Origin of the sequence: Burkholderia sp. S171, assembly GCF_009766085.1 — a bacterium.
Taxonomy (GTDB): domain Bacteria; phylum Pseudomonadota; class Gammaproteobacteria; order Burkholderiales; family Burkholderiaceae; genus Caballeronia.
Genome location: NZ_LMUF01000001.1, coordinates 73,896 through 94,752 on the forward strand (window position 1 = coordinate 73,896; position 20,857 = coordinate 94,752).

20 protein-coding genes are annotated in these 20,857 nt (G+C 59.2%); 12 read left to right on the forward strand and 8 right to left on the reverse strand.

The annotated features are described in order from the left end of the window. Positions 1-343: 343 nt before the first annotated feature. From GSQ93_RS00330 to GSQ93_RS00350, 5 genes are all read right to left on the reverse strand, one after another. A complete protein-coding gene (locus GSQ93_RS00330) occupies positions 344-1,201 on the reverse strand; it encodes an SIS domain-containing protein (protein ID WP_158933706.1) in 858 nt (285 codons plus the stop codon). Positions 1,202-1,303: 102 nt separating this feature from the next. Beyond that, entirely contained in the window at positions 1,304-2,296 is a 993-nt protein-coding gene (locus GSQ93_RS00335; protein ID WP_158933707.1) for an ABC transporter permease, read from the reverse strand. A 22-nt stretch (positions 2,297-2,318) separates the two neighbouring features. Continuing rightward, positions 2,319-3,827 carry a sugar ABC transporter ATP-binding protein gene (locus tag GSQ93_RS00340; protein ID WP_158933708.1) on the reverse strand — a complete coding sequence of 503 codons (1,509 nt, stop codon included), beginning with the start codon at positions 3,825-3,827 and terminating at the stop codon, positions 2,319-2,321. 65 nt (positions 3,828-3,892) lie between these two features. After that, positions 3,893-4,870: a substrate-binding domain-containing protein gene (locus GSQ93_RS00345; protein ID WP_158933709.1), complete on the reverse strand. Its 978-nt coding sequence runs from the start codon at positions 4,868-4,870 to the stop codon at positions 3,893-3,895. Between the two features lie 53 nt (positions 4,871-4,923). Continuing rightward, on the reverse strand, positions 4,924-6,345 hold the full coding sequence (locus GSQ93_RS00350; protein WP_158933710.1) for an FAD-binding oxidoreductase: 1,422 nt from the start codon (positions 6,343-6,345) through the stop codon (positions 4,924-4,926). 289 nt (positions 6,346-6,634) lie between these two features. Here GSQ93_RS00350 and GSQ93_RS00355 point away from each other — a divergent pair, with 289 nt between their 5' ends. From GSQ93_RS00355 to GSQ93_RS00370, 4 genes are read left to right on the forward strand one after another with little or no spacing between them, the layout of a single operon-like run. Then, entirely contained in the window at positions 6,635-7,285 is a 651-nt protein-coding gene (locus GSQ93_RS00355) for a glucose-6-phosphate isomerase (RefSeq protein WP_158933711.1), read from the forward strand. Continuing rightward, on the forward strand, positions 7,282-8,253 hold the full coding sequence (locus GSQ93_RS00360; protein ID WP_158933712.1) for a shikimate dehydrogenase: 972 nt from the start codon (positions 7,282-7,284) through the stop codon (positions 8,251-8,253). Before GSQ93_RS00355 ends, GSQ93_RS00360 begins: the two co-directional genes overlap by 4 nt. A 10-nt stretch (positions 8,254-8,263) precedes the next feature. Further along, on the forward strand, positions 8,264-9,037 hold the full coding sequence (locus GSQ93_RS00365) for an SDR family NAD(P)-dependent oxidoreductase (RefSeq protein WP_158933713.1): 774 nt from the start codon (positions 8,264-8,266) through the stop codon (positions 9,035-9,037). Continuing rightward, positions 9,024-9,920, forward strand: coding sequence for an MBL fold metallo-hydrolase (locus GSQ93_RS00370; protein WP_301952038.1), 897 nt, complete (start codon positions 9,024-9,026; stop codon positions 9,918-9,920). The genes GSQ93_RS00365 and GSQ93_RS00370 overlap by 14 nt, the downstream gene beginning before the upstream one ends. A gap of 52 nt (positions 9,921-9,972) precedes the next feature. Here GSQ93_RS00370 and mctP read toward each other — a convergent pair whose 3' ends face one another. Both mctP and GSQ93_RS00380 read right to left on the reverse strand, forming a co-directional pair. Next, entirely contained in the window at positions 9,973-11,460 is a 1,488-nt protein-coding gene (gene mctP, locus GSQ93_RS00375; RefSeq protein ID WP_158933715.1) for a monocarboxylate uptake permease MctP, read from the reverse strand. Beyond that, positions 11,460-11,648, reverse strand: a complete 189-nt coding sequence (locus GSQ93_RS00380; RefSeq protein WP_158933814.1) for a DUF3311 domain-containing protein — start codon at positions 11,646-11,648, stop codon at positions 11,460-11,462. Before GSQ93_RS00380 ends, mctP begins: the two co-directional genes overlap by 1 nt. A 365-nt stretch (positions 11,649-12,013) precedes the next feature. On the opposite strand from GSQ93_RS00380, the gene GSQ93_RS00385 reads away from it, so the two are divergent. Continuing rightward, a complete protein-coding gene (locus GSQ93_RS00385; protein WP_254073690.1) occupies positions 12,014-13,360 on the forward strand; it encodes a cache domain-containing protein in 1,347 nt (448 codons plus the stop codon). Further along, positions 13,357-14,007: a response regulator transcription factor gene (locus GSQ93_RS00390; protein ID WP_158933716.1), complete on the forward strand. Its 651-nt coding sequence runs from the start codon at positions 13,357-13,359 to the stop codon at positions 14,005-14,007. Before GSQ93_RS00385 ends, GSQ93_RS00390 begins: the two co-directional genes overlap by 4 nt. 103 nt (positions 14,008-14,110) lie before the next feature. On the opposite strand, the gene GSQ93_RS00395 is transcribed toward GSQ93_RS00390, so the two are convergent. After that, complete coding sequence (locus GSQ93_RS00395; RefSeq protein ID WP_367889721.1) at positions 14,111-14,971, reverse strand: inositol monophosphatase; 861 nt, start codon at positions 14,969-14,971, stop codon at positions 14,111-14,113. 223 nt (positions 14,972-15,194) lie between these two features. On the opposite strand from GSQ93_RS00395, the gene GSQ93_RS00400 reads away from it, so the two are divergent. The 6 genes from GSQ93_RS00400 to GSQ93_RS00425 all read left to right on the forward strand — a co-directional run bounded on the left by GSQ93_RS00400 (position 15,195) and on the right by GSQ93_RS00425 (position 20,856). Further along, on the forward strand, positions 15,195-15,644 hold the full coding sequence (locus GSQ93_RS00400) for a TetR/AcrR family transcriptional regulator (RefSeq protein WP_367889722.1): 450 nt from the start codon (positions 15,195-15,197) through the stop codon (positions 15,642-15,644). A gap of 316 nt (positions 15,645-15,960) precedes the next feature. Then, positions 15,961-17,004: an LLM class flavin-dependent oxidoreductase gene (locus tag GSQ93_RS00405; RefSeq protein WP_158933718.1), complete on the forward strand. Its 1,044-nt coding sequence runs from the start codon at positions 15,961-15,963 to the stop codon at positions 17,002-17,004. Positions 17,005-17,019: 15 nt separating this feature from the next. Further along, entirely contained in the window at positions 17,020-18,492 is a 1,473-nt protein-coding gene (locus tag GSQ93_RS00410; RefSeq protein WP_158933719.1) for an aldehyde dehydrogenase, read from the forward strand. 17 nt (positions 18,493-18,509) lie between these two features. Beyond that, positions 18,510-18,824 carry an NIPSNAP family protein gene (locus GSQ93_RS00415; protein WP_158933720.1) on the forward strand — a complete coding sequence of 105 codons (315 nt, stop codon included), beginning with the start codon at positions 18,510-18,512 and terminating at the stop codon, positions 18,822-18,824. A gap of 53 nt (positions 18,825-18,877) precedes the next feature. Continuing rightward, positions 18,878-19,915, forward strand: a complete 1,038-nt coding sequence (locus GSQ93_RS00420; RefSeq protein ID WP_158933721.1) for an ABC transporter substrate-binding protein — start codon at positions 18,878-18,880, stop codon at positions 19,913-19,915. Between the two features lie 56 nt (positions 19,916-19,971). Beyond that, complete coding sequence (locus tag GSQ93_RS00425; protein WP_158933722.1) at positions 19,972-20,856, forward strand: ABC transporter permease; 885 nt, start codon at positions 19,972-19,974, stop codon at positions 20,854-20,856. Position 20,857: the final 1 nt, after the last annotated feature.

Genomic DNA, 20,857 nt, shown 5'->3' on the forward strand with positions numbered 1-20,857 from the left:
GGGGAATCGCCCAATATCCATCGGAATGTAAGGATTTTGAAGGGTACTGAACGTCCGGCTCGACGAACCTTAATCTGGCCCGATTTCAATTTTGTGAAATGATATTTACCATCGTGCCCGCATGGAACATTCGATCCGAATGCGTGTTATTTGCACAACAGCTTATTGAAAGGCTAGTAATTTCGAGGGAATTCAGGCTTGTCTGCCTTAGCAAATCCTTAAACAAATCCTCATGCAGATCCTTAAGCCGGTCCTAAGCAGATCCCTGAGCGGGAGGCGAGCGCCTTATGCAAAGACCGGAGAGGTCTCTGTCATTTGATGCGAGCAACGAGGGCTGCCGCTATCAAATCACGCCGGTCGAGCGCATGTCGGCCAAGCGCTTTTTCATGTCCAGCACGGCGAGCATATGCGCATCGCCTTTGCGCAGCGCGACGCTGGTCGAGAGAATATCGATAATGACAAGTGCGGCAAGCCGCGACGTGGTCGGCGTATAGACGTCGGTATTCTCCAGCGTCTCCGCAATCACCGCGACGTCCGAGAAGCTTGCCAATGGACTATTCGATCCGGTAATCACAATGACGCTTGCGCCGCGTTCCTTCGCGGTCCGCGCGACCTCGATCAGCGAGCGGGTGGCGCCCGTGTTCGAGATGGCCACGACTGCATCGCCGGGCTTGAGCATGGACGCCGCAATGAACTGCTGGTGCGAATCCTGATGCGCGACGCACGGCACGCCGAAGAGCGGAAACTTCTGCTGCGCATCCAGCGCGACAATGCCCGACGCACCAAAGCCGAAGAACTCGATCCGCCGCGCCTTGACCAGCAAATCCACTGCCCGTCCAATAGCCGCGAAATCCAGCTTCTTGCGCGCCCAGTCGAGGCTTGTGATGGTGTAGTCGAAGATCTTGGTGGCGATGGTCTCCGGGTCGTCGCCCTTGGCGAGCACCGAGTGCGTGGCCGGTGCACCGAGGGCCAGGCTCTGCACCATGCGGATCTTGAAGTCCTTGAAGCCGCTGCATCCGAGCGTCGCGCAAAAGCGCAGCACGGTCGGCTCGCTGACCTGTGCGTTGCGGGCAAGCTCGGCCAGGTTGATGTCGGAGATCGAACCCAAATTTGCAAGGATGTACTCGGCCACTTGCCGGCTGCCGCGGCGAAGGCCGGGACGCGCGCGGTCGATCAGTTCGAGGATGTTGTAATCGGGCACTCGATGTTCCTTCGTTCATTGTGCACAGGGCGCCGCAAGCGGCGCCCTGTGCAGGCCTAAGACCAGACTAGCCAGTGTATCGGAGTCATCTATCCGATTCGCCTAACGGCGCCAAAAACGGGCGCCGCGCTGCGACAGGACAGCAGCGACAATAATCACGCCCATCACCACTTGCTGATGGTAACCCGGCACGCTGGCGAGGTTCATGATGTTGCCGATCACACCCAGAATCAGTACGCCCATCAGCGTATTCAAGGCACCGCCTTTACCGCCCGCCAGACTCGCGCCGCCGATCACGACCGCGGCAATCACGGTCAACTCGTCGCCCACGCCGACTGTCGGCGCACCCACTCCGGCGCGCGACGTCGAGATGATACCGGCAAGCGCCGCCAGCAGTCCCGAGCTGACATAGGTGCCGAGCACGTGGCGCGCAACGGGTACGCCCGACAGCCGCACGGCTTCCTCGTTCGATCCAATCGCGCGGACCACGCGGCCTGCACGAAGCCGGTTCAGCGCAATCCCGCCGATCACGAATACGATCAGCATCACGAGTGTCGGGCCCGGTATGCCGAAATACGAATGACGGCCGAAGTCGAGCAACGCCTGACCCGGATCATCGACGAGGATCGGCGAGCCGTTGGAGACGATCATGGCCACACCGCGCGCAACGGTCATCATCGCGAGCGTGACGACAAACGGCGTGAGGCGGAACCATGCGATCAACGCGCCCGATACAAAGCCGCAGAGACCACCGACCAGCAGCGTGACGAGGAGGGCGGCGCTCAAACCGTACTGGGGAATGAGCATGGCCGAGACCACGCTGCCAAGCGCCGCAATGGAGCCGACCGACAAGTCGATGCCGCCGGTCAGCACAACCAGCAGCATGCCGACCGACATGATGCCGACACCCGCGACCTGACGCGAAATGTTGGACAGGTTCGGCACCGAGAAGAAGTCGCTCGACACGAATGATGCGGCGATCACGAGCACGATCAGGATGGCGACCGTGTTGAAGCGGCGCGCGACCGACCACCATTGTCTTGCGTGGCCGGATTGCGCCTGATGCGTTTTCTGACTGACGGCGCTGGGATTCATGATGCGAGTCTCCGGGTCTGGTTTAGTGGGTGAGCGCTGCGGGCGCTTCGTTCGACACACGTCGCAAGGAGAGCGAGAGAATCTGCTCTTCGCTGTAATCGGCGGGCTGGAGTTCGCCGCGAATCTCCCCTTCGCCCATCACGAGAATGCGGTCGCACAGGCCCATCAACTCTTGGTGCTCCGACGAGATCACGAGCACTGCCTTGCCGCGTTCCGCCAACTGGTTGATCAACGTATAGATTTCGACCTTGGCGCCCACGTCGACACCGCGGGTGGGTTCGTCGAGGATGATCAGGTCGCCGTCCGCGTGAAACCATTTGGCGAGCACGACTTTTTGCTGATTGCCGCCGGATAACGTCGAGACATCGGCGTCCATCGAACGGGCCTTGATGCGGAGTTGTTCCATCAACTTTTGAACGAATGCGCGCTCGCGGCCGAAGGCGAGGAAACCGCCGGGGAGGCTGACGGATTTAAGCGAAGCGAGCGTGGCGTTGACGCGGATCGGCATCGATAAAACCGCGCCCTGGCCCTTACGGTCTTCAGGAACGAAGCCGATGCCGGCCTTGACCGCTGCCATGGGCGAGCGCACAGCCAGCAGCTTTTGTTTCAGCTCGATGGTGCCGGAATCCCGGGTGTCCGCGCCGAAGATCAGCCGGGCGACTTCCGTGCGTCCCGAGCCAATCAGTCCACCCAGCCCGACCACTTCGCCGGCGCGCAGCGTGAACGAGACGTTGCGTACGGCGTGGCCGCGTGCCAGGTCCGTTACCTTCAGCACTTCGTCGCCAAGCGTTGCATGACGTTGGGGGAACAGCACGGAGAGCGGTCGGCCGACCATCTTGCGAATGAGTTCATCCATGCTGAGATCAGCAGGCTTGACGGTGTCCACACGCTTACCGTCCTTGAGCACCGTGATGCGGTCCGCGATGGCAAACACCTCTTCCAGCCGGTGCGAGATATACACAATGCCCACGCCGCGCGAGCGCAGGTCGCGCACAATCTCAAGCAGCTTGTTGGCATCCGATGGCGCGAGCGCAGCAGTCGGTTCGTCGAGCACCAGCAGCTTCACTTGCCGGCTAAGCGCCTTGGCAATTTCGATGACCTGGCATTGCGCCGCAGACAGACCGCTGACTAGCGCAGAGGGGTCGATGTCGAAGCCGAGACTCGCGATCAATCCATGCGCATTCTTGCGGAGCGTTCGCCAGTCGATCACGGCGGGCAACGCGCCGAGGAACACGTTTTCTGCCACCGACAAATCCGGCGCTAATGCCGTTTCCTGATGAATCACCGCGATGCCTTCTTCCATGGCCGCATGCGGATTGCGAAGAGATAGTGCGCGTCCTTCGATCTTGATCGTCCCGGCATCGGGTTGATGACCGCCGCCGATAATGCGCATCAGCGTCGACTTGCCCGCGCCGTTCTCACCAACGAGCGCATGGACTTCGCCGCTAAGGACATCGAAGTCGACGCCTTCAATGGCGTGAATGCCGCCGAAGCGTTTGTCGACGCCGGTCAAGGCGATGAATGGAATCATGAAGGTGTCTCCAGGATGCACGCGCACCGGCAAGGCCGGCGCGCGTTGCATGAACCCGTGCGTCTTTAGAAGATCGCTTTCGGGTTGTAGAACTTGTCGACGTTGTCTTTGTCGATCACGGCGGACGGCGTGTACGAAATCTTCGGCACGTTGGTCGCTTCACCCTTCGCGGCCTTCATGCCGATGTCCACCGCCGTGCGCGCAACGAGTGCCGGATCGTTCAGTGCGGTCGCGCCGTACTTGCCCTGCTTGATCAGGTTGAGCGCTTCCTTCTGACCGTCGGCTGCGGCAACCAGCGTGATGCCCTGGCGGTTCGCACTTTCGATTGCGCGCCGTGCGCCGAGGACCATGCTGTCGTTTTCGCCGAGCACCATGTTGATGTCCTTGTTAGCAACCAGCAAATCTTCCATGGCCTTCAACCCGCCTTCATCCGACCAGTTGCCCCAGCCCTGACCGACGATCTGCATGTTGACCTTGCCAGTCTTGGCGAGCTGCGCTTCGATAATCCCTTCCATCACGCCATCGCGCCGTTCCTTGCCGACCGGGTTGCCTTTCTCGCCGGAGATCAGCGCGATCTTCAGCGGCTTGTCACCCATGGTGTCGACAACCCATGAGCCGACCAGCGCACCGTTCTCACGATTCGACGATTGCACGAGCGTCAGGTAGTTAGCCTTGGGGTCGAGCGTACTGTCGATCACCACCACTTTCACGCCGGCGGCAGTGGCTGTGTTCACCGCATTGACAAGACCTTTGGGATCGGCCGGGTCGATGATCAGCACCTTGATGCCACGCGTCAACATGTCTTCCACGTCCGAGATCTGCTTGCCCATCTTGCCCTGGGCGTCGGCGGTAATCACTTCGGCGCCGTTTTCTGCAGCACGTGCCTTGGCTGACTCCATGGCAGCCGAGAAGTAAGGCGCGTTGAGCACCTTCATGGAAATGCCTACTTTCATCTTGTCGGCAGCAAACGCCGGGGCCGTTGCCACTACGCTTGCCACTGCCAGCGCTACACCACACATCACCTGCTTCACGAACCGCGTCATGTCTCCTCCTGTTGTTAGGGTTTGGCGGTTTAAAAAACTCGATTACTCTTGCATCAGTGCGGCAACAACTTTCCGGGATTGAGGATGTTCAGCGGGTCCAGAGCAGCCTTGATCGCACGCATGGCTGCCAGTTCGGCCGGCGTGCGCGACAACGCCAGCACCTTCAGTTTCTTCGTGCCAATGCCGTGTTCCGCCGATACCGATCCCCCCATCGCGCCGGTTACGCCGTACACCACCGCCTGGACTTTAGGCGCTGTGTCGGACGGCCAGTCAGGTTCCTGAACGACGATATGCAGGTTGCCGTCGCCCAGATGTCCATAGATCAGGATGGTCGCGTTGGGCCAATGTTCGCGAAGCTGCTGTTCGCATCGGCGAGCGGCTTCGCCCACGTCGGCAATCGAGAAGCTGACATCGAAGGAAACGCGGCCTGGAATCAGCCGTTGATATTCACCGGGCGCGTCGCGAATCGCCCAGAACGCGGCGGCATCCGACTCCGATGAAGCGAGTGCCGCATCGCTAAGGAGTCCTTCTTCGAGCATGCCCGAGAGAAATTCTTCAAAGGCGTCGGCCTGCCGTTCGGGATCGGCGCCGCTGCTTTCCAGCAGCACGTAGAACGCATGTTTTCCTTCAAGCGGCGCCCGCAATTCAGGTAAGCGCGACAGCACGAAATCGTAATAGCCCGGCCACATGACTTCGAATGCCGACACACCCGCCGGCAGGCTTTCCTGGGCGCGTCGCAACAAGGTAGTCACGGCGTCATAGTTCGGCAGGCCGCACCATGCCGTGGATACCGCGCGGGGTTTCGGCCGCAGACGAAGCACGGCGCGCGTGATGACGGCCAAGGTTCCTTCGCTGCCGATCAGCAGGTTACGCAGGTCGTAGCCCGTATTGTTCTTGATCATCTTGCGCAAGCCGCCAACGATGCTGCCATCCGCCAGCACGGCTTCGATGTCAAGCACCTGGTCGCGCATCATCCCGTACTTGATCACGCGATTGCCCCCGGCGTTGGTCGCGAGATTGCCGCCGATCGTGCAGCTTCCACGCGCACCGAGATCGAGTGGAAACATGAAGCCCGCAGCATCCGCGGCTTCCTGGACGATCTGCAGCGGCGTGCCGGACAGCACCGTCATCGAAGCGCTGACGGAGTCGATATTTTCAATGCCGTTCATCAATTCCAGGCTTAACGCCACCTCGCCGCCAAGGAAAGTCGCCCCTCCCGCGAGACCTGTTAGCCCGCCCTGGGTGACGACCGCTTGCCTGTGCTGATGGCAGATCCGCAGCGCAATAGCGACATGTTCCGTCGAACGCGGCCGGATCAACGCCAGCGGCTCACCGGACGGCATGCGGCTCGAGTCCGAGTTCTTCCGGCCAGCGAACTCGTGCGGCAGGCTGACTACTTCGGCTCCGAGCGCCTCGCGCAGCGCGTTCACAACGGGCTGGGAAGGGCGGCGCTCAGGGGACGATTGTTCGTGCATCGAATCTCTCCGGGCGGGTTGGCTTAAGGCGGCTTCTGGCGATCCGTCTTGCCTTGCTTTCAACTTTGCGTGCATCGTAACGTTAGCAAGAGTAACGTTGTGTCTGCACATCATGAACGATAGTATAGCTATCATTAAGCGGAAAAACAGAGGTTAAGCTTCGGGGAAAACCCCCATGTTTTGATTTTTAGTTGAAGTTATCATTATTAAAACTAACGTTTTGCCTGCGATGACACCCAATCAGGTTCATCAAGGCGAAGCGACTCGCAATTTCAAGGAGATGGACCCGATGCAATGGCCTGAACCGCGTTCCTTCGATGTCGACTTGCAGACCGGCTTGATGACCGGCACCGACTCGCGCTATCAGAAGTTTTTGCGCGACCTGGACGGGCTGTATGCCGATCCCGCTGCGTTCGAGGCGCTCGCAGCCGCTCGCGGCGATGAGGTGGTCTATGAAGTCACCGATTACCGGCCCAACAGCAACCCGGGCGACCTGATCACCGGCGTGACCCGCATGAGCCCTGGCAAGGTCGGTGATGAATTCTTCATGACGCGAGGCCACATTCACGCGGCTATCGACCGGCCCGAGTTGTACTTCGGGCTCAAGGGTTTCGGTGTGATGGTGATGGAGTCGCCGACCGGCGATACGCGTGTGGTCGAGATCAGGGCGAACACGGCGTGTTATGTGCCCCCGCGCTGGATTCACCGGTCAGTGAATCTTGGGCAAGAGGACTTCGTGATGCTGTTCTGTTATCCGGCGGATTCGGGTCAGGACTACGCGATCATCGAGCAGTCGAACGGCATGAAGCTGCGCATAGTCGATGACGGTGCGGGTTCGTGGCGCAGCGTACTCAACCCGCGGTACAAGGCGCGCACGGAGCAGGAAGTCGAAGCACTGCTGGCGCGTGGTGTCCTGGCCAAGGAAGGAATGTCGCGATGACAATCTATCAACCCGCCACGCGGCCCACGTTCTATTTCATCGGCGTGACGACCGCGCAGAGTTCGATCATGCGCGTGTTCCCCGAATGGGCGAAGCATCTCGGTCTGGGCGACGTGGAAATCAAGGGCATCGACTTCCAGCCACATGCATCGCCCGAAGCCTATAGGGAAGCGGTTGAATTCATCAAGCATGATCCGCTGTCGCTCGGCGCATTGGTCACTACACACAAGATCGATTTGTACGCGGCTTGTCAGCCTATTTTCGATGTCATCGATCCAACCGCGCGCATCATGGGCGAAACGAGTTGTCTCTCCAAGCAGGATGGAAAATTCATCTGTCATGCTAAGGATCCGATCACATCGGGTTTCGCGCTCGATGGTTTCCTCCACCAGGATCACTTCGCGACCACCGGCGCGGAAGTTTTTTCGATGGGTGCGGGTGGGTCGACTATCGCACTGACCTGGCATCTGATGCAAAAGGAACGCGGCGCAAACCGTCCTTCGAAGGTCATTGTGTCGAATCGATCGGCTGGCAGGCTGGAGGAAATCGAACGCATCCATCGTGAACTGAAATTCGATGTTCCATGCGAATATGTCGTTGCACCGAAGGCGGAAGATAACGATGCCGTCCTGCAGCATTTGTCGCCGGGCGCGTTGGTGATCAACGCCACAGGGCTGGGCAAGGACGCGCCGGGTTCGCCGTTGAGCAACGCGGCCTTATTCCCGGAGCGCGCAGTTGTGTGGGACCTGAACTATCGTGGCAAGCTGATTTTCCTCGATCAGGCGCGGGCTCAGGCAAGCGCGCGTAAGCTTCAGATTGAGGACGGCTGGACCTACTTCATCTATGGCTGGACCCGCGTGATTGCCGAAGTCTTTCACGTCGACATTCCGGTGCGCGGCCCCGAGTTCGACGAGATCAGCCGGATCGCGGCACAAGCCGGCAAGCCGGCGCCCGCTCAACCCATTTAAGGATCAATGCATGTATCTCGACAAGTTCAAGCTGACCGGCAAGATCGCCGTTGTCACCGGCGCGGCGCGAGGCATCGGCCTTGCCACCGTTGAGGCGCTGGCTGAAGCCGGCGCGCTGGTTGTTCTGACGGACATGAACGCTGACTTGCTTGCTCAGGCCGCCGACACGCTGGCATCGAAGGGCTTTCGCGTGGAAACCGAGCTCTTCGATGTCACCGATCCCGGCGCTGCTCAGCGCGTCAACGACGCCGTCGTCGCGCGCCACGGCCGCGTAGACGTGCTGGTCAACAACGCGGGTATCGCAATCTCGAATCATCCGGCTGAGACCATGACCGACGAGATCTGGAACAAGGTCATCGACGTCAATCTCAATGGCGTGTTCTGGGCTTGCCGCGCATTCGGCAAGGGCATGCTCGAGCGCGGCGCGGGCAGCATTGTGAACGTGGGGTCCATGTCCGGGTTTATTGTCAACCGGCCGCAGGAGCAGGTGAACTACAACGCGTCGAAGGCGGCGGTGCATCACCTGACGAAGTCGCTGGCAGCGGAGTGGGGCGCACGGGGCGTGCGCGTGAATGCCGTTGCGCCAACGTATATCGACACCGAGATGAACACCTATGTCTACCAGGACAAGGAGAAATTGCAGCACTGGGTCGGCGGTACGCCGATGAACCGGATGGGACGCGTTGATGAAGTGGCAGCGGTCATTCTGTTCCTCGCCAGCGACGCGGCGAGTCTGATGACCGGATCTATCGTGCTTGCCGACGGCGGTTATGTCTGCTGGTGATTCTTCTAGGTTGCTAGACCTTCGCGTTGAGACATTCCATACGTCATTGCGTGACTGGCTTCTTGATCCGCGCTCGTCGCCTCGATCAGGTGAAGTGACGTTGCACTGGTTGGGGCAAGCGGGATTCGTGATCGAGTTTAACGGCTTCAGAATGTTGATCGATCCCTACCTGTCGGATTCGCTGGCGGAGAAATATCAGGGCACGAAATTTCCGCATACGAGGATGATGGCTGCGCCCATCCTGCCCGATGACTTGGACCGGCTGGATATCGTGCTGTGCACGCATCGGCACACGGATCACATGGACCCGGGGACGTTGCAGCCGTTAGCGCGAAGATTCCCGCAAGCTCGTTTCGTTGTACCCGCGGCGGTAATCGATGAAGCGGTCAAACGATGCGGAGTGAGTCTCGATCGCCTGATTGCGGTGAATGCGGGCGACCGGACGGAGATTTTGGACGGCTGTTTCGTCTCGCCAATTGCATCTGCGCACGAGACGCTGGACCGGGACGCGGACGGTCACTATCCGTGGCTAGGGTATGTGATCGATGCCGGGGGCGTCCGTTTGTATCATTCGGGCGATTGCATCCCGTATGCGGGTCTTGAGGATGCGGTGGCCGCGCATGCCCCGCATGTTGCGTTGTTGCCGGTCAATGGACGCGATGCGCAGCGCAGCGGCAATGGCGTGCCGGGCAACTTCACGCTTGATGAAGCGGTGGTGTTGGCGCGCAACGGTGGCGCTCAAGCGATGATCGCGCATCACTATGGCTTGTTCGATTTCAACACGATATCGAGCGATGCGATCGATCAGCGTATCGCGCTAGAGAAAGCCGATGGGTTCGAAATGTTTCGCGCGCAAGAGGGGCACAACTGGCGTTTTCGTTAGCGCGTTGGTGTCTGAAAACGCCAGCCTGTGGTCGGATTAGTGTCCCGATACCCTAGATCGAAGACCGGGTCATAGACGGGCTTCTCGCAGGCAACACAGCCGACAGCACGACGGTCAGGACAATATTGACGCCCAGCGCGAGCACGCCGATATAGACCGGATACGTTGCGCCACCCAGATGAACCGCGTAAATGGGCTTGATGCCTTGCATGAACGCGAGCGTGGTCCCCAGCCCAATACCTGCCAGCCAGCCAATAAACAGAGCAGGCAGCTTGAGCCAGCGCGTATAGAGCGAAAACACCACGGCGGGAAACGTCTGCAGTATCCAGACTCCGCCAAGCAGTTGCAGGTCGATTGCAAACTGTGTTGGCAGGAAAATGATGAATACCAACGCGCCCAACTTTACCGCCAGCGATACCACTTTCGCATTCGTCGCTTCCTGCGACGGCGTGATATTCGGCTGGACCAGCGGCTTCCACAAATTGCGCGTGAACAGATTGGCCGAGCCAATCGACATGATGGCGGCAGGCACTAGCGCGCTAATCGCGATTGCGGCGGCTGCAAAGCCGACGAACCACGACGGGAACAATTTGAGGAACAGCGCAGGCACTACGTCAGTTGCCGATGTCACTTTCACGCCCGCTGCAATCGCCATGTAGCCGAGGAGTGCAATCAAGCCCAGGAGCAGCGTGTAAGCGGGCAGGGCGATCGCATTTTGCTTGATCGTCTTCGCGCTTTTCGAACTCAGCACGCCCGTCAGCGTATGCGGGTACATAAAGGCTGCCATCGCCGACCCGAATGCCAGCGATGCATAAGCCGTGAACTGGCTAGCCTTGAGCGTGATGCCCGTCGTGCCGCCTTTGGCTGTGAAGAAGTGATCCGCTGCATCGAACACCGACGCATAGCCGCCGAGCTTGCTCGGAATAAGCCAGATCGCTGCGATCACCACGATATAGATCATGATGTCTTTGACAAAGGCGATCATGGCCGGCGCGCGCAAACCGCTCGCATAGGTGTACACCGCAAGGATGACGAAAGCGACGACCAGGGGCAACTCGCCGGTCACGCCGAGGCTCTTGATCACCACCTGCATGCCGACGAGTTGCAGCGCGATATAAGGCATGGTTGCGATGATCCCCGTCAGGGCGATGGCCGCTGCAAACCAGCGCCCGCCATAGATGCCCTGCACGAAGTCAGCCGCCGTAATGTGATTGCCCTTCTGACAGGCCGACCACAATTTGGGCATCACCGCAAACACAAATGGATAGACGATGATGGTGTAAGGCAGCGCGAAAAAGCCATAAGCGCCGACTGCATAAACCAGCGCGGGCACGGCGATGACTGTGTAAGCGGTATAGAAATCGCCGCCCACCAGGAACCATGAAATGACCGGGCCAAACTGCCGGCCGCCCAGACCCCACTCATGCAATTGGGTGAGGTCGCCAGCTTTCCAGCGCGCCGCGAAAAAGCCAAGCACCGTGACTAGCGCAAAAAATCCAAGGAATACGAGACCGGAGGTCCAGTTGAATGTCGTCGGCATTATCGGACCCACCTGTAAACCACGTATAAAATCAACGACGTCAACGGCACCCACAATAACTGGTACCAATAGAAAAACGGGAAACCCATCAACGAGGGGTGTGCATCGTTATAAAAAGGCAGCCACAATAAGGCCAAGTAGGGGATCAACAACAACAGCGTGCCCGCTGTACGTTTTCCGCCGGGAATGCTTTCTGAGCTCACATCAATCTCCTGGATTCAGTTTCTTTTGGAACTGGAGCCGGAGTATTGGTGGAATTGCTTGAGCCGCCTTCCGTAGTAATACGTAGAGGGCGGCGGCGTGATGGGGCCTTAGCATGCAAGGCTTGCGCAGAGCGTATCGATCGATCGTCAAGCGAGGAATCACCCTACGTATTACTACGCAGACTTAGCGTCGCTTAAGAGCGCCTGGCTGTCACGATGGCACAATCCGAACTACGCGGGCCGTTCGCCCGGCAGTCTAACTTTTACGCGGAACCTTTGGGATGCGACTCTCTTTGCACGGAATGAGGCGTAAGTGGTTGGTGCTCGCTCTTCTGCCGTTCATTGGAGCAATGGCTACGATCGCCATTGCGGTGTCCTTGCAAGCCAGCGCCTTGTCGACTTCCGAGCAGCGCGCCGTTGCGGCAGCTTACCGAAGCAGCAAGGAAGTCGAACTCAAGAATTACGTCGCGCTAGCGAAAAGTGCAGTCGCGCCGCTGTACAACTCAGGCCGCGACGATCCTGAGACGCGCGCCCAGGTGCTAGCGGTATTGTCCAAACTGGAGTTCGGTAACGACGGCTATTTCTTTGTCTATGACCTGCAAGGCAATCTGCTGATGCACCCAAGATTGTCGGGGCTCGTTGGCACCAATCTTTGGTCCATGCACGATCCTAACGGCGCGCTTACTATTCAGTCGCTATTGAAACAGGCGAGGAACGGTGGCGGTTTCGTGGAATATTTGTGGGAGCGTCCATCGACTCATAAGCTCGAATCCAAGCTAGGTTATGTCACGACTTTCGAACGATGGGGTTGGATGGTCGGCACCGGCATCTACCTGGACGACGTCAACATGGCGCTCTTGCAAACCGGGCGGCAGGCATCGTCCAATATTCGCCATACCCTGTTCCTGATCGGGTTAATAGGTGCATTAGGCATGGGGTTCATTGGCGCGTGTGGCATCGCGTTGAACGTGACCGATCACCGTAGCTCGGACGCACAGCTGAAAATCATGGCTCGCCAGGTGGTGGAATCACAGGAAGCGGAAAGAGGGCGTCTCTCACGTGAGCTCCACGATGGCATTAGTCAGATGCTTGTGTCGATCAAGTTGTTGCTGGAATCGGCGCTCGCATTCAAGCCGTCGAACTCGGATCGAAATGATTCGAGCGGACCGCCCATACAAAAAGCGCTGGCCCAAACCAATCGAACCTTAGCCGAAATCAGGCAGATCTCTCACGATCTGCGGCCAGCCATGCTGGACGATCTCGGCTTGGGCGCCGCGCTTCGCCAGCTAGCGCGTGAGTTCAACGAAATGGGCGAGACGCCTCACACTAAAATTGAAGTCGATGCCGCATCAAGCGATGCGCATACGTTGCCCGATGCGGTGAATACCGCGCTGTTTCGCGTGGCGCAGGAAGCGCTTACGAATATCCAGCGTCATGCGCATGCATCCAGCGCGCGCATGACGCTCGCCTGCGCGCCGGGTCGGGTGATTCTGACGATAATCGATGATGGTGTCGGCTTTGGTTACGACGCAGTACAGTCCGATCCCCGCCGAGGAATCGGACTGCGCAATATGCGCGAACGTGTGGAGTCGCTTAACGGCGTATTCGTGATTCAATCGCGGCAGGGAGGAACCGAGTTGAAAGCGGTCATTCCTGTCGACCTTCCCACCATTGCATCGGGCCGCGCCAGGACATGACAGGCACTATCGACATTTTGCTAGTAGACGATCATCAGCTTGTGCGCGACGGCTTGAAGTTGCGTCTGGATGCAATCGACGGCTTTCGGGTGGTGGGCGAGGCGAGCAATATGCCCGAAGCGCTCAGCGTGATAGAGCGCGTTGGACCGCATCTGGTCTTGACCGACCTGAGCATGAAAGGCGGTAGCGGAGTAGCGCTCACGCGCGAAATCCGGGTGCGTCGACCGGAGATGCACGTTCTCGTTTTATCGATGCACAACAATGCAGAATACATGGCCGAGGCACGCGCGGCAGGCGCGAGCGGGTATGTACTGAAGGACGCACCCGCCACGGAAATCATAGCGGCTATTTACACCATTTTGGGCGGTGGCACCTACTTCAACGCTCATCTCAAGCAAACCGCTGACTTGCCGAAAAAAGGTCTCACGCCCGACTCGGTTCGCTACTTGCAAACGAAAAAACTGACACCTCGCGAGCAAGAACTACTGCGGGATATAGCAGACGGCTTGTCAAATAAGCAAATTGCAGTCCTGCACGAACTTTCAATCCGGACGGTGGAGACACACAGAATGTCCATCAAGCGTAAATTGGATATTGAAGGTCAGGCGGAACTCATCAAATTTGCGGTTGAGTTTTTCAACGCTTAGTTGCGCGGTAGTCGCCCAACGCCGGATGCCTGTCCGAATGCTTGGGCTACGAAAAAATCGTACTTAATTACGCCATTGTGATTTCGACAACCGGCAGACGTGCCTAGTACGACGCAAGGCCTTCGCGCAACGCAACCGCAAGCTCTGCCGGCGCCGCTGCAATGCCATTCTTGTTCGAGCCTAGCGGCGCGCCGGCAAGGTCCGTGACCTGACCGCCGGCCTCTTCAACCAGCAGCGCGCCCGCCATCCAGTCGTATAAATCATTGCCAGTTTCCCAATAAGCATCTAACCGTCCGGCAGCCACATAAGCCAACTGCAGCGACGCGGACGCCATCTGCCGCACGACAAACACACGCCTCGACATTGCGCCAAGCAACGCCACCGATCGACGGTGTTCGCTCTCGTCGCCGTATCCAAAAGGAGTCAACGCGGTGGCAACAACCGCTGGGCGCAAATCCGACTTTCCCGATACTCGCAACGGCACACCGTTAAGCGTCGCGCCCCCGGATTCTGTCGCGACGAAAAGTTCACGCAGCGACGGTTCGTAGACAATTGAAAAGACCGTGCGGCCCTCGCTGATCAAAGCCAGTGAACTGGACCATAGCGGCAATCCCTGAACATAATGATACGCACCGTCGATCGGGTCATAGACCCAATACGGACTCGAAGCAGCCGCTTCATCGGGATGGCCCGGTTCTGCCTCCGAACCGGACCATCCAACATCCGGATAATGTTGGCTGAGTGCCGTTTGCATCATCGTTTTAGCCCAAGCGCTTGCTTGAGTAACACGTTGTATGAGCTGACTGACCGTCTCGTCCGGCTTGGGCGGCGCGGCCGATGCAGCTAACTGGTCGGTGATGCCACGGAGCAAGGAGGAACAAATATAAGGATCGCTAATTATCATGAGATGGAGTCGAAGCGCAAAGGAGGCGTTTAAAAGCCGAAAAGTAATCGGACAAAACATTCGCCGAAACGTTTGATAGATAATACGAGTACAAGCTCACATCGGCTACTCGCATTCCGGACATGACGCCACCGCGCTCCGCTACCCGCCTCAACCCCAGAAAACAACCGGCTCAGCCACGTTCGAGCCGGACCGTGGGCGTCATCTCGAAGCAGCGGCTCACATTCTCGAGCAGCAGGGCTTCGAGAGTTACACGACCAATTCAATTGCTGAGCGTGCGGGCGTGAGTATCGGCTCGCTTTACCAGTACTACCCCGGTAAGGACGCGATCACCATTGCGTTGATCGAGCAGCAGTCGGCAGTCTTACTGGACGCCGTGGTGAAGGCGGCGCGCGTGGACGACTGGGCAGCCGCGCTAAGGGCAATGGTGCGCGGGGCGACAGAGCATCAACTCACCCGTCCGAAACTTGCACGGCTGCTCGATTTCGAGGAAGCCCGATTACCGTTTCCGGCGCATGCCGTGCGTGTTGGCAGCACCATTCAGGCAGCAATTGCCGAGGTGCTGAAGAAGCGGCCGGAGTGCTCAACGGAGGACGTTTCCGTCCTGACCTGCGACATCCTGGCGATGACCCGCGGGTTGACCGACTCCGCGGGAGAGCGCGGTGAAACGGACATCGACGAACTGGAACGCCGGGTGATCCGGGCGGTTTTCGGTTATCTGGAACGGCCGTAGGTCAGCGGATCGCTATCCCTCAGTTTATTCATCCGTTTCCCTCTCACGACAGCCGCTTCAACCTCCCGATTCCTCTCAGGACGAACTCCCCCGCACGTCCGCGCCTTTCTGAGCCTCCCTAAACCCTCCCGCACGCGCATCTAATATTATGGAATACCATAATATTGAAACGCTTGATTTGCGACATTCGATGGAATACCGTAATACCAGCCGCAACGTTCAAGCGGTCGACACGAAGCGGGACACGGCCGGCTAAACGCCGGGTTCATCGCGCCCGCAGCAAGACGGACTGTTTTCCTTGGCACATAGGTCGATCATGAAATTTTCGCTGTTTCTCCATATGGAGCGTTACGACGCACACACGTCGCATCGGCAACTCTTCGACGAACTCACCGAGCTGGTCCAGATCGCGGAAAAGGGAGGCTTCGAAACCGCGTGGGTCGGCGAACACCACGCGATGGAATTCACGATCGCGCCGAATCCCTTCATCAACCTTTCGTACCTTGCCGCGCGCACCGAACGCATTCGTCTCGGCACGGGCACGGTGATCGCACCGTTCTGGCATCCGATCCGCTTGGCGGGCGAAGCCGGCATGGTCGATGTCGCGAGCAATGGGCGTCTCGACCTCGGTATTGCTCGCGGTGCGTATTCCTTCGAATACGAACGCTTGCTGCCGGGCCTCGACGCGTTCGGTGCAGGTGCACGGATGCGTGAACTCGTGCCGGCACTGCGCAACCTGTTCAAGGGCGACTACGCGCACAAGGGCGAGTTCTGGTCATGGCCTTCGACCACGCCGGTGCCGCGCCCGATTCAACAACCCAATCCGCCGATGTGGCTCGCCGCGCGCGATCCGAATTCGCATGAGTTCGCGGTAAGGAACGGGTGCCATGTGCAGGTCACGTCGCTGGCTGCCGGTGACACTGAAGTGGTGAACCTGATGGACCGTTTCAACGCGGCTTGCAAGGCGAACCCCGACGTGCCGCGTCCGCAGATCATGCTGCTGATGCACACCTTCGTGGGTGCGGACGCCGCGGAAGTCGACGCCGCCGTGGCGGACCTGAGCCGTTTCTATTGTTATTTCAGCAAGTGGTTCAAGAACGAGCGGCCGGTCGAGCAAGGCTTCATTGAACCGCTGACAGAAGCCGACATTGCGTCGTTCCCGCAGTACACCCCGGAGCAGATTCGCAAGAACCTGGTGGTCGGCCAGCCTGCCGATGTCATCGACCGGTTGAAACAGTATGAAGAACTCGGTTTCGATCAATACAGTTTCTGGCTCGACAGCAACATGAGCTTCGAGCGCAAGCGCCGTTCGCTTGAGCTGTTTATTTCCAACGTGATGCCCGCGTTCGACGCCCGCTAAACCGGAGCAGATGACATGTTGCAGACGTTCCAGCATTACATCGACGGCGAATTCAGCGACGCCTCGCAGACCTTCGACAGTATCAATCCGGCGACGGGCAAAGTTTGGGCGACCATGCCCGCGGCCAGCGCCGCCGATGTCGACCGGGCAGTCAGGGCGGCCGACCGCGCGCTGTTCTCGGCCGAGTGGGCCAACCTGAATGCAAGCCAGCGCGGCAAGCTGCTGTACCGGCTCGCCGATCTGGTTGCAGCCAACGCGCAGGAGCTGGCTGAACTGGAGACGGCCGACACCGGCAAGATCATCCGCGAGACGCGCAGCCAGATTGGTTATGTCGCGGAGTATTACCGCTATTACGCCGGCCTGGCCGACAAGATTCAGGGAGCCTATCTTCCCGTCGACAAACCTGACATGGAAGTGTTTCTTCGACGCGAACCGGTAGGCGTCGTTGCTGGAATCGTGCCGTGGAACTCGCAGCTGTTTTTGTCAGCGGTAAAGATTGGACCCGCGCTTGCCGCCGGTTGCACGATCGTCATCAAGGCATCGGAAGAGGGGCCTGCGCCGTTGCTCGCGTTCGCGCGCCTGATCCACGAAGCTGGCTTTCCGGCAGGCGTGGTGAACATCCTGACGGGTTTCGGAGCCGACTGCGGTCACGCACTCACGACTCATCCGCTCGTCGCAAAAATTGCGTTCACGGGCGGTCCCGAAACGGCGCGGCATATTGTGCGGAATTCGGCTGAGAACTTGGCGGCGACGTCGCTGGAACTAGGCGGCAAATCGCCGGTATTGGTCTTCGACGACGCCGACGTGGACAGCGTCAGCAACGCGATCATCGCGGGGATTTTTGCAGCGACGGGTCAGAGTTGCGTCGCGGGTTCACGGTTGCTCGTGCAGCGTGGCATTCGCGATCGCCTGCTGGCAAAACTGGTCGAGAAGGCCCGGGCTATCAAGATTGGCGATCCGCAGAACGTGGACACGGAAATGGGTCCGCTGGCTACGTCCAGACAACGCGATCACATTGAATCGGTGCTGGCGGCAAGCCTCGCCGCGGGTGCAACGCTGTTGACCGGCGGGCATCGTCCCGAGGGCATGGGTGAAGGGTTTTTCTTCGAGCCAACCATCGTTGAATGCGCTACGTCAGATGTGCCGAGCGTCGCGCAAGAACTGTTCGGTCCTGTGCTCAGCGTGATGAGTTTCGATACCGAAGAGCAAGCACTTACTCTTGCCAACGACACGCGATACGGCCTTGCTTCAGGCGTCTTCACGCGTGACCTGACGCGCGCGCACCGGCTGACGCGCCGGCTTCGCGCCGGCATCGTCTGGGTGAATACGTATCGCGCGGTCTCGCCGATCGTCCCGTTCGGTGGATACCAGTTGAGCGGTCTCGGACGCGAAGGCGGACTCGACGCCGTACTCGACTACACCCGCACCAAATCCGTTTGGATCCGGACCTCGGACGAGCCTATCGCCGATCCCTTCGTCATGCGTTGAAGACAGACAGAGCCGCCATGTACTACGAAATCCGCACTTACAAGATCCGCACCGGCGCAGTCACGGCGTACCTGAAACTGGTCGAGGAAGAGGGCATCGCGTTGCAAAAGCATCATCTGGGAGAACTCGTGGGCTACTTCTTCTCCGAGATCGGGCCGCTCAACCAGATCGTTCACATGTGGGCCTATACCAGTCTTGATGACCGCGAAGCGCGTCGTCAGCGGCTGGCGCAAGACCCCGCTTGGCAGGCCTTTGCGCCGAAGATCCAGGCGCTGCTGGAAACGATGGAAAGCAAGATCATGAAGGCCGCTGTTTTTTCGCCGCTCAAGTAAAACCAACTCAAGTCCTCTCGAAGCCAGCCGTTTCCTTTCAAGGAGCAGTCGTCATGCAGCAACCGTTAAATTTGCACGCCCTGGTGCGGGCATTGATTGTTTCCGCTGTTGTTTCGGTTACCGCGCCCGTGTTCGCGGCCGCCGCGCCGATCGTGTTCGCCAGTTGGGGCGGCACGACGCAATCGGCTCAACAGAAAGACTGGGCGACGCCCTTTACCCAGGCATCGGGAATCCAGGTGCTGATGGACGGGCCGACCGACTACGGCAAGCTCAAGGCCATGGTCGACAGCGGCAATGTGCAGTGGGACGTGGTCGATGTTGAAGGTGACTTTGCGTATGCCGCACTGCGTGACGGGCTGGTCGAGCCGATTGATTATTCGGTGGTGAACAAGAGCCAGCTCGACCCGCGTTTCATGTCGCCGGGTGCGGTCGGGAGCTTCTATTATTCATTCGTGCTTGGGTACAACAAGGCTTCGTTCAAGAACGGCGGTCCTGCTAACTATGCCGATCTTTTCGACACCAAACGTTTCCCCGGCAAACGTACGTTCTACAAATGGTCCGCACCGGGCGTGCTGGAAGTCGCGTTGCTTGCCGATGGCGTCGCGCCCGACAAGCTGTATCCACTCGACCTCGACCGTGCGTTCAAGAAGCTCGACAGCATCAAGAGCGAGATCGTCTGGTGGAGCGGCGGCGCGCAGTCGCAGCAGTTGATGGCATCGGGCGAGGCGCCGCTCGGCGTGTTCTGGAACGGCCGCTTGCATGCATTGCAGCAAACCGGTGTGGATGTCGGTGTGTCGTGGAACCAGAACCTGACCGCCGCCGACATGCTCGTGGTGCCGAAGGGCGCGAAGCACAAGGACGAAGCGATGAAGTTCCTCGCTGCTGCAACCGGTGCGCAGGCTCAGGCGAACTTCGCGGCTGAAACCGGCTACGCGCCGATCAACCTGAAGTCGGCTGCGCTGCTGCCCGCCGATGTCGCGAAGACGCAGCCCGACCAGTACAAGGCGACGCAGATCAACCTCGACATGAAGTACTGGGCCGATCATCGCGACGAAATTGCCAAGCGCTGGTATGCGTGGCAATCGAAGTAATGCTGAAATAAAGTCGAAGCTAAGCAATGGCTGCCGATCATCTTGAAGGAGTTGTCATGTCGAACGCAGTAAGCACGGTTGCGGAGCCTTCGGTGTCCATGCCGAAGCTGAGCGCCGGTTTCAGGAGGGCGCGGCTGGTGCTGCCGGCCCTGCTGTTGCTGATCGTGTTCTTCCTGTTGCCAGTCCTTTCGCTGCTGCTGAGAAGCGTACTGGACCCGTCGCCTGGCCTGCAGAACTATGCGCAGTTGTTCGGCTCGACCACTTACCTGCGGGTGTTCGGCAACACGTTTTTTGTTGCGTCGGTGGTGACGGCGGTGACGCTCGTGATCGGCTTTCCGACCGCATGGCTGCTCGCCATCGCACCGCGCTGGGTCAGCAAGCTGGTGTTCGCGATCCTGCTGCTCTCGATGTGGACCAACCTGCTCGCACGCACCTTCGCCTGGATGGTCCTATTGCAGCAGACGGGTCCGATCAACCGCTTGCTGATGTGGCTCGGTGTAATTCATGAGCCGCTGACGCTGGTCAACAACCTGACCGGCGTCACGATCGGCATGACCTACATCATGTTGCCGTTCCTCGTGATGCCGCTGCACGCGACCTTGCGCGCCATCGATCCCACCACGCTGCGTGCGGCTGCTATCTGCGGCGCGAGCCGTTGGCAGGCGTTCTGGCGTGTGCTGGTGCCCCTCGCCATGCCGGGTATTGCCAGTGGCGCACTGATGGTGTTCGTGATGGCGCTCGGGTACTTCGTGACGCCTGCGCTGCTTGGCGGTCCGGAGTACATGATGCTCGCCGAACTGATCGCGCAACTCGTGCAGCAATTGCTGAACTGGGGACTCGCGGGCGCCGCCGCCTTTGTGTTGCTGCTCGTGACGCTATCGCTCTATGCAGTGCAACTGCGCTTTTCCGGCCGCGCGCCGGGTGCTTCCGGAGTTCACTGAC